Source organism: Neisseria flavescens (genome assembly GCF_001618065.1).
Lineage (GTDB): Bacteria > Pseudomonadota > Gammaproteobacteria > Burkholderiales > Neisseriaceae > Neisseria > Neisseria flavescens_A.
In genome coordinates this window covers 1-11,073 of sequence record NZ_LAEI01000024.1, presented here as the reverse complement: position 1 = coordinate 11,073, position 11,073 = coordinate 1, and the positions used below count along the sequence as shown (strand labels likewise).

Genomic DNA, 11,073 nt, shown 5'->3' with positions numbered 1-11,073 from the left:
GTGAAAACGCCGCCCCAAATCCGGTGGAATACCTGATCAGCGCTGCGGCAGGCTGCTGCTCCATAGGTTTCGAGTTGCAAGCAGCATTGGCAGGCGTGAAACTGGAACAGTTTGAAATATCCGCAAGGGGCGGTATCGACATGGCCAAACTGTTCGGCATGGAAGATGGCTACGGCGGACTGGATAATCTGGTGCTAACCATAAAAGTAAAAGCCGACGCCGACCTTCCTACCCTGCAAAATTTCGCCGACCGCTCAGCCGCCACCTCCCCAGTGTTGAACAGCCTGAAAGCGCGGGCAAAAGTGGTTGTGGAAAAAATCTAGACGACTCAAAACGTTTTCTTGTTTTCATTTCGTTTTGGGAAAGTGATGTTGGATTTCACTTTACTCAATCAATAAGGAGAAACACCATGAAACTTTCCATTCTCAATCTTGCCCCCGTTCGTGAAGGGCAAACTTATTTGCAAGCGGTCGATTCGATGGTGAATCTTGCAAAACACGCGGAGCGCATTGGCATTGAGCGCTATTGGATTGCTGAGCATCATAATATGAAAAATTTGGTGAGTTCAGCGACCGCACTTTTAATTCAACATACGCTAGCCAATACGAAGACCTTGCGCGTTGGCTCGGGCGGCGTGATGTTACCGAATCATTCGCCTTATGTGGTGGCCGAGCAATATGGCACACTGGAGACGCTTTATCCAAACCGTGTTGAACTCGGTTTAGGACGTGCGCCAGGAACTGATATGCAAACGGCTGCGGCACTTCGTCGAGGACGAAAAAGTCTGGATTTCCCTGCGGAAATTGCGGAACTTCGCGGTTACTTTAAAGATTCTAACCCTGTTTCTGCATATCCTTCTGCCGGCTTGAATATACCGTTTTATATTTTAGGATCTAGCACTGAAAGTGCCTATCTTGCGGCAGAACTTGGCTTGCCTTATGCCTTTGCTTCACACTTTGCGCCACGTATGATGGAAATGGCGGTGGAGATTTATCGCAAAAACTTCAAACCTTCTACCTATCTTGCTGAGCCTTATGTCATCTTAGGAGTGAACGCAATTGTCGCCGGAACCGATAAAGAAGCGAAACAACTGGCGACAACACAAACACTATTTTTCTTAAATGTGGTCACTAACGCGCAACAAAATTTACAACCACCGATGGCGTCAGAAGAAGACGTTTGGAAAGCCCAAATGCATGCCCAAAAGAAACCACACTTTGGCCCAGTCGATTTTGAGGAAATCCCGATTTACAATCAAGAGCGTGCTGTGGTGGAACAAATGACTGCTTGTTCGCTTATCGGTAGTCCTGAAAGTGTGGAATTTCAACTCAAGCAACTGCGTGAACGGGTACATTTTGATGAAATTATGGCGGTGAGCTATATTTTTGATGAACAAAAACAAGCCCAATCTTATACGATGTTAAAATCGATTGTGGATAAGCAATCGTGATAAAAACATGGCGAGATCATCTCGCTATGTTTTATGCCTAAACCATTTTCGACAACAAAATCTCCTTCAACTTGTTATACACCCACACCACTCGCTCGGCAACAATCGTTTGATATGGTCGATATAAATAAAGCTGCCATTTTTGCTTTTCAATTTCAGGGAAGAGTTCCACCAATCGACCGTTTTTCAAATAGGGATCACAAACGCTGTTTATAAGATAAGAGCAAGAGCGTCCAGCTAGCGCCGATTGCAGTTCGCTTTGCACAGATGTATAGACTGAGACCTTTGCAAAATTCCTTTTCCCCCGACAGTCGAAACCCAAACACAGGTTTTCGGCTGTTTTTGTTTCAAATATCCACTGATTCTACTCAAATACCCCCTTAATCCCTCTTGGATACCTGATTAATCAGGCATCCAACCGCCTTTTAGGCAGCAACAGGCGCACTTAGCCTGTTGGCGGCTTTCAAAAGGTTCAAACACATCGCCGTCAGATGGCTTTGTGCACTCACTTTGAGCAGACCAAAATAGGCTGCCCGCGCATAGCGGAATTTACAGTGTAACGTACCGAAGCTTTGTTCGACCACATAACGGGTCTTCGACAAATATCGGTTACGCTTCGTTTGAGCTTCCGCCAGAGGACGGTTGCGGCAGGCTTTTCGCATTATGTGGGGAAAATTAGATGGAAATTATTGGTGTGGGTAAGGGTGGGAAGGGTTTACCTGTTGAGGCCGTCTGAAAAGTATAGACTGCCGAAGCCGCTTTGTTCGGCGATGCGTTCTATAGGCAAATCCGTATTTTCCAATAAATCCTGCGCCTGCCATAGCCGCTCTGTTATGAGCCACTCACCGAAGTTCATGCCTGTGGCTTGAGAAAAATGGCGGATAAAGGTTCGGCGGGAAACGGTTAATTGTTTTTACGCCCAAGCGGTTCAGCGCGTCAATGGCAGGCTGGGAAACATGGTCGCCGCGTGCGGCGGATTTTTGATACCAGCGCACGGCTTGGGTCATGTCTTTTGCCGTGCCAATGCCGTTTTCGTAACAATAGCCCAGCCAGTATTGCCCCGTGATGTCGCCCGCTTCGGCTGCCTGCGTGAAGTAGGCGAAAGCGGTTTCCGCATTTTGGGCGACGCCTTCGCCGTTCAGATACATCAGACCCAGATAACGCGGCGCTTTCATATGCCCCGCCTGCTGCGCCTGCTCAAAATAGCGTTTGGCGTGTCGGTAATCGTGCTTCTGATACAGGGCGATGCCTTCGTCCAGCAGGGCTTTTGCCTGTTCGTTTTGGTGCGGAACGGCGGAGCATGCGGCGAGAAGGGCGGAGATGGTAAGCGCCGATAGTTTGGATTTCATGGGCGTTGCTTTAAGAGTGGGGAAAGGATAGTTTAGGAATATCATGCGGTTACAGCAAGCGACAAGTGCAGGCTGCTTTATGCTTTTAAGCAGCCTTCATTTTGCTGCGCAAAAACGCAATAAACATTTGTTTTTGCCGGCAACAGCCGCGTGGCAGTTAGGGCATAAATGGGGATGCTCTGTCCTTTCCAGTCAGGCAGTATATGTTTCAGACGACCTGAGGCTTCGTATTGTGCTGCCATTTTTGCCGATATAAAGGCAACCCCCAAGCCATGCGCAGCCATGCGCGCCAGCATGCCTATGCTGTTTACGGCATAGGGCGATTGCGCGGTGATGAGTACGGTTTCTCCTGCCGTGTTTAGCAAGGTCCAATTTGAGGTCGTCTGAAAACGTAGGCAGTCGGCAGCGGGTAAATCCTGCGGGGTTTGCGGCTCGCCGTGTTTGGCCAGATAGCTTGGAGAGGCATAGAGATAACGTTCATCATGCATCAGCACTGTGGAAATATACCCTGAATCGGGCTGTTCTCCCGCGCGAATGACCAAATCGAACGGCTCACCAATCAAATTGACTTTACGTGGCGTAACATCCATTTCCAGCTTGATTTCAGGGTATTGTGCGGCAAAATCAGGGAGTAGGGGTGCAAGAAATTCATAAGAAAAATCAACGGGGAGCGACACACGCAGCACGCCGTACGGACGCACCAGCATCCCGCTTAGCTCGTCATGAATCCGTCGCGCTTCCTCCATAATAGGCTTGACCCGCTCGAAATAACGCATACCGGCTTCGGTCAGCTCAACCCGCCGGGTCGTGCGGTTCAAAAGCTGTAAACCCAGCTGCTTTTCCAATTCGCCGACTCTGCGTGATAACGTTGATTGCGGCATCCCCAGTTTCGCGGCTGCTTTGCTAAATCCCTTGGCTTCCGCCACTTCGGCAAATAACGCCATTTCGTTTAAATAATCCATTGATAGTTGTCTATTGCTGATTTCAGGTAACCTATTATATCTAAAAATGGATAAGTATTATCTATAAAACCATATTTATCTGAAAAGCAATCTTCTCTACAATACGTTTCATAACATCTCAACTGCACTTTAAGGAGTAAAAAAATGTATAAGCCCTTTAATTCCCAAGATTCTGTAATGCTTTTAGTCGACCACCAAGTTGGCACTATGAGTTGGGTCGGTTCAATTTCATTTGAAGAAATGAAACGCAATGCGTTGATGCTTGCTAAATCTGCGGCAATATTGGGAATTCCTACTGTTTTAACTTCCAGCATGGAAGAGCACGCCCAAGGCCCATTGTTGTCAGAACTTGAACAGATTTTGCCTAAAGAGTTTGCTAACCGTGTTAAACGTGCGGGTGTTGTAAATGCAATGGCTGATGAAAATTTTGCTGCTGCTGTCAAAGCCGCAGCGGGTAATCGCAAACGTATTATCATCGCCGGGGTAACCAATGATGTCTGCACTGTATATCCGACATTGACCCTTTTGGAAATGGGTTACGAAGTGCAAGTAGTTGCCGATGCGGGCGGCTCTCCAACCAAAATGGCCGATGAATCCTCACTGCGCCGCATGGATAAAGCGGGTGCAACCATTACCAGCACCAACCAGCTCATTGCCGAACTGGCACAGACCTGGGCTGATGAAAACGGACAAAAACTCTTACAGGTGATTGCCGAAGCTTTGCAAGCATAAATCGTAAATTGTGTAAAAGCAGCCTGCACTTTGAAATTTTGAAGTGCAGGCTGCTTTTGGGCTTTCAGGTAGTCTTTTGGCTGTGCAGAAACTCAGTTTCCTTTGGAAACTTCGTTGAAGCTGCACTTTCAGACGACCTGAAAAGCGGGAATTCGTTTCATCGGCCATGATTCCGTTGTCCAAATGCGTTCAAATTCTGCGGCGAAACCGTGTTGCGCGGCGTAGGTTTGCAGTTGTTGCAGCCAAGTCTTCGGGGCGATGTCGGCGGTGGCGCGGGTGGTGTGCAGCAGGTAGGGGCGTGTATCGAAAGCTTGGACGATGTGCTGGCTGACGGCGTTTAAGGCTTAGGGATTGTGGTCAGATTGCCGCTGTATTGTTCCAGCGCGTCGATTTGCGCGAACAACTCGGGCGCGGGGTCGATGGGCGAGTGGCACCACAAACCGCCATCCGCGAGCCGCACCACGGCCATGCGGGTGCTGAACGGAATTTTGACGCCGAGCGGAAACGCCATGCAGATTTTGCCGCCGTCGGTAATCCAGATGTTTTGATCGAAGGGTTTGAGGGTGTTCAGCGGGTGGTAGAGATGGATGGCGGACTTGGGGTGTTCTTTTCAGGCTGTGTAATCTTCAAATTCCCAATCAAAATAACGTATGAGTTGGTAGGTCGTGCATTTATGCCCGACCTACGGTTTCGTCCCCGCATCATCCACCGTTTCTTCCAGCCACAGCCGCACGGTTTTGCCTTTGACAAAATCGGCGTTGCCTTCAAATATGCGTTTTTCGCAGACTACGCGGTAGTCTCGCTCTTGGATGTCGCCGTTGTTTTGGTGGCGGGTGGGCAGAGCTTGGCACTTGCCTGCGTCGGCAAATTTGGCGTGCAGGTCTTTCAGACGGCCTTTGGGTACGGCGGGATGCGGTTTGTTTGTTTGATGAGCAGCAGGACGCGCTCGAAGTTGCGGGTGAGGGCGGGGTGTTGGTCGGGGATGGGGACGTGGGTTTTTTGGTAGCGCGGGTTGGTACGCGCGGCGATGCCTTCAATGATGGCTTCAGTATCTACGCCTGCCAAATTGGTTAACACGACAATATCGGTGCCGTCGCCTTCGTAGCGGCGCAGCTCGGTGCTGAAGCCCTGCCATGCGCCGGGGTGGCCGCTCATGGGGCTGCCGTCGGGAGCGGGGACGAGCGACCAGCCGAAGCCGTAGGGGTAGCTGTCGCCGTTGTTGAGGCGGGCGGGGGTGAAGATTTCGCGCCAGGATTCGGGCTTGAGGATTTGGCGTGCTTCTACGGCGGCGAGCCAGCGGCGGTAGTCGTGTAGCGTGAGATAGAGCGAGCCGTCGGCGGTTTGGTTGTGGTAGGGGGCGACCCATTCTTGGTTTTTCAGGCTGCCGTCGGCGTCGTCAAGCTCATAACCTGCGGCGCGGTGGGGGACGATGTCGCGCTCGCTGATCACGCGGGCGGAAGTCATGCCCAGCGGGGCGAACACGCGCTCTTGCAGGATTTCGCCGTAGTGTTTGCCGGAGACGCGGGTGATGACGGCGCCGAGGACGGCGTAGCCGTTGTTGCTGTATGCCCAGCGGCTGCCTAGTTTGAATTGCAGCGGGGCTGTGTAGATGCGGCGCAGCATTTGTTTTTCGCTGCTGTTTTGCTGCCAGTCGGTTTCAGTGTTGCCGATGCCGCCAGTGTGGTTGAGCAGGTGGCGGATGGTGATGGGCTGCCAGCTTTTGGGCGCTTCGGGCAGGTAGGCACGCACGGATTGGTCGAGGTGGATTTTACCGTCTTCCACCAACAGCATCACGACGGCAGCGGCGAACATTTTGCCGATGGAGGCCGTCTGAAACACGGTGTCGGCAGAGACGGGGATTTGGTGTTCTACGTTTGCCAGCCCGTAGCCTTGTTGTTTGACGATGTTACCGTTGCGGTAGATGCCGACGGCAAGGCCGGGGATTTTTTGCCGCTCAAGCTCGGCTTGGGCGAAGTCGTCGATGGGGTCGGCGAGGGCGGGGAGGGATAGGGCGAGTAGGAGAGGGAGGATGAGGTTTTTTTCATGGGTAGGCGCGTATCCATCGTCGCAGGTGGGTTCGGGAGATGCCGTAGTGGTCTGCGGTACGCTGTTGGCTGCGTATATGCAGGTAGTAGAGTACGGCTTGGTATTTGAAGTGTAATGTATATTTGCTCATAAAAAAACTGCACCTTGTGAGTTGGAGGGGATGTGTCCAACTTTTGGGGTGCAGTTCAAGGCCAGTATGCGGTAGCATACGGCCTTTCCTGCAAGAAAGATTGCCATGAGCTACATGCAACTGACCCAAGACGAACGATACCACATCCAATACCTGTCCCGCCACTGCACCATCGCCGAAATCGCCAAACAGCTTAATCGCCACAAAAGCACCATCAGCCGCGAAATCAAACGGCACCGTACCCAAGGGCAGCAATACAGCGCCGAAAAATCACAACGGCAAAGCCGGCTGACCAAACAGCGCCGGCGAAAACCTTACAAGCTCGATTCGCAGCTGATTCAGTACATCGACACCCTTATCCGCCGCAAACTCAGTCCCGAACAAGTATGCGCCTACCTGCATAAACACCACCGGATCACACTCCATCACAGCACCGTTTACCGCTACCTTCGGCCAAGACAAAAGCAACGGCGGCACCTTGTGGCAACACCTCAGAATATGCAGCAAAACCTACCGCAAACGCTACGGCAGCACATAGACCAAAGGCAAAGTGCCCAACCGCGTCGGTATAGAAAACCGCCCCGCCGTCGTCGACCAAAAAGCCCGCATCGGCGATTGGGAAGCCGACACCATCGTCGGCAAAGGACAGAAAAGTGCATTATTAACCTTGGTTGGACGCGTTACCCGCTACGCCATCATCTGCAATGAGTTCGGAAACTGCGTGCATCGCAGGGCGACATAAATTCTGGTTATGCGCCAGGATACATTGATAATCGACGCAATAGGTGTGGTAATCCTCGACCTCAATGTTGTAGACAGTGGTGCGGCAGCGGCGGTAATGCCGTTGTCCGAGCAGGTTCTCGTTGTTCGGTACGTCTGCCCAATCCAATGTCGGGCGATTCAGTGATTCGTCAGTTAGAACCATCTCATAGCTGTTGCCTAAATTCAACTCTTTCCAGCCGTAAGCCAGGTTGGTTGGCTGTGCCCATTTAAAAGCGGTATTTGAAGCCCAACACTGCGCTGCGCGCTTCGCCGTAGGCGAGGAAGGTGGAAAGCGTACGGTAGCGGGTGTTGAAGACGTTGTTGACGTTTAAGGTGGCTTCGGAGTTTTTGCCGATGTGGTAGGCGGCCATCAGGTCAACCAGGGTGTAAGCTTTCTGGGTGGCAGACTTGCGGGCGCGTTCGAGCGAGGGAGCGTCGTTTTCGTCGGCCAGCGCGCTTTTGTTGATGTTGCTGGTTTTACTCTGCCAGCGCAGGCTGCCGCCGAGGGTGAGACGCTCGTTCAAATCATAGGTGGTGGCGAGTTTGATTTGGTGGCGCGGCAGGTCGGCTTCGTAGGAGTCTTCGCCGCCTTTGCGGTTTTGCACGGTGTAGCCTGCGCTGACGAACCAGTTGTCGTTAATGCGGCCGGCGGCTTCGGTTTCAAAGCCGCGTGTGCGGATGTTGTCTTCGGAGACGTAGTAGTCGCCGCTTTCCACGTATTTGGGCATGCCATTTTTACGGGTGTCAAAGAGGGCGGCGGAGACGTTGAGGCGTTGGTCGAAAAATTCGCCTTTGAGGCCAACTTCGATGTTGCGGCCGGTGGTGGGCTTGAGGAATCGTCCGTCTTGGCCTTTGTCGAACACGGGCTCGAAGGAGGTGCCGTAGCTGGTGTAGGCGGAGAGTTGGTCGGTGAGGTCATACACGGCGCCGATGTAGGGGGTGGCTTTGCTGCGGTTTACTTTTTCGTTTGTGCCTTCAACGTGTTCGGCTTTCTGCATGGTGATGCGGCTGTACCGTGCGCCGCCGATCAGGGCGAGGCGCTCGGTGGGGCGGAAGCGGGTGGCGAAGTAGCCGCCGAACTGGCGGGCTTGGATGTCGTCGTCGGCGGTGTATTCGTAGTCGGCGGGGTTGGCGGGGCGCAGGCTGTGGTCGTTCAGGAAATCATGCAGGCCAAAAGCGTTGTCGTAACGGGCAAAGCGGCTGGGGGCGCGGTTTTTGGTGTTGAAGCCGCTGATGCCGAACAGGATGTCGTGTTTGCGACCGAGAAGGTTGTATTTGCCGTCCACCGAGGCGACGAAGCTATGGGTGGTGCTTTTTTCGCCGGAATCGGTTTCGAGCAGGTCGATTTGGCGGGTGTCGTGGTCGGTTTTCATCGCCGCGTAGCCCTGCCGGTCGTGTATGGTGTTGCGCGTCCAGTTGTATTCGAGCTTGGTTTTCCAATCGGGTGAGAAGCGGTGGCGTACTTCGGCGAACACGTTGCGGCTGCTGTATTTGTAGGATGTGCCTTTAGGCGAATTGTTGGCGCGGCGGCTGATTTCGTTTTTCAGCGGGTAGCCTTCGCTGTCGTAGGCGGTGGGCAGGAAGATGGGGGTGTCGGTTTCGCGGCGGTTTTGCAGCTGGGTGCCGACGGAGAAGGTGGTGGCGGGGGCGGCATCCCATTCGGCCACGGCATAGAGGCTGCTGTTGCGCATTTTCGCGTCTTCAATTTGATAGCCGCTGCGGTCATGCCCCGCCACGATGCGAGCGCGCAGGCTGCTGCTGGCGTTCAGGCTGCCTGAAACATCGCCGCTCACGCCCCGGCGGCTGTGGTTGCCGGCTTCGGTGCCGATTTCGGCTTTGAAGTCTTTGGTCGGACGTTTGCGCACCAGGCTCACCTGCGCGGAGGGGTCGCCCGTGCCGCCCAAGAGGGCAGACGCGCCGCGCAGCACTTCCACGCGGTCGAGCGCACGGGTATCCACGCCGCCCCAACCTGTCCACGAGTCTTTGCTGAAACCGGAGCTGCGGTAGGGTACGCCGTCCATCTGGAAGTTTTTCACTTCCATGCCGCGCGAGTGCAGGCCGGCATAGCGGTCGCTGCCGCCGCTGCCGCTTTTGACGGTTACGCCGTTGGCCTGCTCCATCACTTTGCGCAGGCTGTCGAGTTTCCAGTCTTCCATCTGTTTAGAGGTGGTTACGCTCACGCTCTGCGGCGTTTCGCGCAGGGTTATGGCGATGCCCAGCGGGGCGTAGGTGCCGCCGGTGGAATAGCCTTGGTTGAGCGTGGCGGGTTTTGTGCCGGTAACGGTGACCGTATCCAAGGTGGCTTCGTCTTCGGCAAAGGCAAACAGCGGCATTAGCGCCAGCGCGAGCAGAGTGGGACGGCCTTTCGGGTATTTCATAAGGATGTCCTTGGTGGTGGTTAAAGTTGAAAACGATAGCGATTATACTTGTTCCTCATTGTTTTTATAAGTTTTGTTTGAATTTGTTTTACAGAAGCACGCAGAGGCCGTCTGAAAGCGAAGCGTCAACGGCGTGAAAACGGCCGAACCCGCAGGCATGCGGTTTCATTTCTTTGAAGCCTTGCTTTCAGACGGCCTCATGACGCAGCCCGAGCGCGCAAAGGCCGTCTGAAACGGCTGTTCAGACAGACGGCCTTTTCCGTTTGTGCTCCAGCGGACGGCCTGCGGTTGAGACACGCCGCAAAGCGTGCTAAAAGGCGGCCTTTCCCGTTTGAACCGATTGGAGTTCCCATGCCTACCCGCCGTGAATTTTTATTGTCTACCGCCAGCGCGATCGTGTTGCTTACCGTGGGCGGCTGCGCTGCGTTGGGCGGCGCGTTGGATAATGCCGTCGAATCGGCCGCCGCCGTAACCTGCGTGTTTGGCGACGGGATGCGGCTGGTGGCGGTGGCGGTGAAGTACCGCGCCGATGTGTCTGCCGCCGTGCTTGAGCCGTCGCAATACGGCGGGGCGCACGGTGGAGTGCGTTTATGTGGCGCAAAGTACCGCTGTATCAGGGCAACGGCGCGATTGCGTGGGCGTCACCCGAATTTCAGGCGCAGCATCCCTGCTTTGTGATTGCGCCCGAGTTTGACGAAATTATTGTGGACGATACCAGCACCGCGTCCAACTATCTCGATGCCACTATCAACCTAATCAAACACTTGAAAACCAAGTTACCCATCGACGGCAAACGGCTCTACACCACCGGCCAGTCGGGCGGCGGCATGATGTCGATTGCGCTTCGTTTGCGCTTCCGACAGCGGATGTTTACGGTGGACTTTGCGCATAATGCCGTCTAACAACTGATGCTCTTCTAGATGTTGCCGGTTTTCCTCACTGTCATAGCCTTTGTCGGCATAGACGGTCGTACCTTTGGGCAGTCCTTTCAACAAAGGCGACAGGTGTTTGCACTCATTGGCATTGGCGGGGGTAATGTGCAGTTTCTCGATATAGCCTTCCGCATCGGTACGGGTATGTTGTTTGTAACCGAGTTTGTAGAGGCCGTTTTTCTTTATCCAACGGGCATCGCTGTCCTTACTCGGTGTGGTTTGGCCGCTGACTTGTCCTTCTTCATCGACTTCTATGGCCTGGCGCTGTTTGCTGCCGGCGGTCTGAATAATGGTGGCGTCAATGATGGCGGCGGATGCTTTCTCTACTTTTA

17 protein-coding genes and 3 pseudogenes are annotated in these 11,073 nt (G+C 53.6%); 6 read left to right on the top strand and 14 right to left on the bottom strand.

The window, feature by feature from the left end:
* On the top strand, positions 1 to 323 hold a 323-nt coding region (locus TW89_RS04245; protein WP_164836693.1), incomplete at its 5' end, for an OsmC family protein.
* 86 nt (positions 324 to 409) lie between these two features.
* Positions 410 to 1,450: an LLM class flavin-dependent oxidoreductase gene (locus TW89_RS04240; RefSeq protein WP_128580647.1), complete on the top strand. Its 1,041-nt coding sequence runs from the start codon at positions 410 to 412 to the stop codon at positions 1,448 to 1,450.
* A gap of 37 nt (positions 1,451 to 1,487) precedes the next feature.
* Here TW89_RS04240 and TW89_RS11985 read toward each other — a convergent pair whose 3' ends face one another.
* From TW89_RS11985 to TW89_RS11980, 6 genes and pseudogenes are all read right to left on the bottom strand, one after another.
* A complete protein-coding gene (locus tag TW89_RS11985; RefSeq protein ID WP_283114475.1) occupies positions 1,488 to 1,622 on the bottom strand; it encodes a hypothetical protein in 135 nt (44 codons plus the stop codon).
* Positions 1,623 to 1,875: 253 nt separating this feature from the next.
* Positions 1,876 to 2,115 (bottom strand): annotated as a pseudogene (locus tag TW89_RS04225) (transposase); the annotation flags it as partial.
* A 50-nt stretch (positions 2,116 to 2,165) separates the two neighbouring features.
* Positions 2,166 to 2,306 (bottom strand): hypothetical protein, encoded by a 141-nt coding sequence (locus TW89_RS04220; RefSeq protein ID WP_283114474.1) that lies wholly within the window; start codon positions 2,304 to 2,306, stop codon positions 2,166 to 2,168.
* On the bottom strand, positions 2,293 to 2,799 hold the full coding sequence (locus tag TW89_RS04215; protein ID WP_283114472.1) for a tetratricopeptide repeat protein: 507 nt from the start codon (positions 2,797 to 2,799) through the stop codon (positions 2,293 to 2,295). The genes TW89_RS04220 and TW89_RS04215 overlap by 14 nt, the downstream gene beginning before the upstream one ends.
* A 77-nt stretch (positions 2,800 to 2,876) precedes the next feature.
* Positions 2,877 to 3,761: a LysR family transcriptional regulator gene (locus TW89_RS04210; protein ID WP_128580646.1), complete on the bottom strand. Its 885-nt coding sequence runs from the start codon at positions 3,759 to 3,761 to the stop codon at positions 2,877 to 2,879.
* Complete coding sequence (locus tag TW89_RS11980; RefSeq protein WP_224783341.1) at positions 3,749 to 4,075, bottom strand: hypothetical protein; 327 nt, start codon at positions 4,073 to 4,075, stop codon at positions 3,749 to 3,751. The genes TW89_RS04210 and TW89_RS11980 overlap by 13 nt, the downstream gene beginning before the upstream one ends.
* Between TW89_RS11980 and TW89_RS04205 the strand changes: the two genes are divergently transcribed.
* A complete protein-coding gene (locus TW89_RS04205) occupies positions 3,969 to 4,493 on the top strand; it encodes an isochorismatase family protein (protein WP_283114482.1) in 525 nt (174 codons plus the stop codon). The genes TW89_RS11980 and TW89_RS04205 overlap by 107 nt on opposite strands.
* A gap of 209 nt (positions 4,494 to 4,702) precedes the next feature.
* Entirely contained in the window at positions 4,703 to 4,834 is a 132-nt protein-coding gene (locus tag TW89_RS11975; protein WP_283114471.1) for a hypothetical protein, read from the top strand.
* Here the strand turns inward: TW89_RS11975 and TW89_RS11970 are convergent.
* The 3 genes from TW89_RS11970 to TW89_RS11965 form a co-directional block, all read right to left on the bottom strand.
* Positions 4,831 to 4,956, bottom strand: coding sequence for a hypothetical protein (locus tag TW89_RS11970; RefSeq protein WP_283114469.1), 126 nt, complete (start codon positions 4,954 to 4,956; stop codon positions 4,831 to 4,833). The two genes, TW89_RS11975 and TW89_RS11970, sit on opposite strands and share 4 nt — an antisense overlap.
* 422 nt (positions 4,957 to 5,378) lie before the next feature.
* Positions 5,379 to 6,416, bottom strand: a complete 1,038-nt coding sequence (locus TW89_RS04190) for a serine hydrolase domain-containing protein (protein ID WP_283114480.1) — start codon at positions 6,414 to 6,416, stop codon at positions 5,379 to 5,381.
* A 118-nt stretch (positions 6,417 to 6,534) separates the two neighbouring features.
* A complete protein-coding gene (locus tag TW89_RS11965) occupies positions 6,535 to 6,924 on the bottom strand; it encodes a helix-turn-helix domain-containing protein (protein WP_224783335.1) in 390 nt (129 codons plus the stop codon).
* Here TW89_RS11965 and TW89_RS04180 point away from each other — a divergent pair.
* Positions 6,814 to 7,372 (top strand): annotated as a pseudogene (locus TW89_RS04180) (IS30 family transposase); the annotation flags it as partial. The gene TW89_RS11965 and the pseudogene TW89_RS04180 overlap by 111 nt on opposite strands.
* On the opposite strand, the gene TW89_RS11960 reads toward TW89_RS04180, so the two are convergent.
* The 4 genes from TW89_RS11960 to TW89_RS11950 form a co-directional block, all read right to left on the bottom strand.
* Entirely contained in the window at positions 7,331 to 7,477 is a 147-nt protein-coding gene (locus TW89_RS11960; RefSeq protein WP_283114478.1) for a hypothetical protein, read from the bottom strand. The pseudogene TW89_RS04180 and the gene TW89_RS11960 overlap by 42 nt on opposite strands.
* 181 nt (positions 7,478 to 7,658) lie before the next feature.
* Positions 7,659 to 9,809, bottom strand: a complete 2,151-nt coding sequence (locus TW89_RS04170; RefSeq protein WP_128580644.1) for a TonB-dependent siderophore receptor — start codon at positions 9,807 to 9,809, stop codon at positions 7,659 to 7,661.
* 165 nt (positions 9,810 to 9,974) lie between these two features.
* On the bottom strand, positions 9,975 to 10,106 hold the full coding sequence (locus TW89_RS11955; protein WP_283114465.1) for a hypothetical protein: 132 nt from the start codon (positions 10,104 to 10,106) through the stop codon (positions 9,975 to 9,977).
* 75 nt (positions 10,107 to 10,181) lie between these two features.
* Positions 10,182 to 10,385: a hypothetical protein gene (locus TW89_RS11950; protein WP_224783337.1), complete on the bottom strand. Its 204-nt coding sequence runs from the start codon at positions 10,383 to 10,385 to the stop codon at positions 10,182 to 10,184.
* A gap of 14 nt (positions 10,386 to 10,399) precedes the next feature.
* Between TW89_RS11950 and TW89_RS11945 the strand changes: the two genes are divergently transcribed.
* Positions 10,400 to 10,711, top strand: a complete 312-nt coding sequence (locus tag TW89_RS11945) for a hypothetical protein (RefSeq protein ID WP_283114462.1) — start codon at positions 10,400 to 10,402, stop codon at positions 10,709 to 10,711.
* Here the strand turns inward: TW89_RS11945 and TW89_RS04160 are convergent.
* Positions 10,625 to 11,073: pseudogene (locus TW89_RS04160) on the bottom strand (transposase); the annotation flags it as partial. The gene TW89_RS11945 and the pseudogene TW89_RS04160 sit on opposite strands and share 87 nt — an antisense overlap.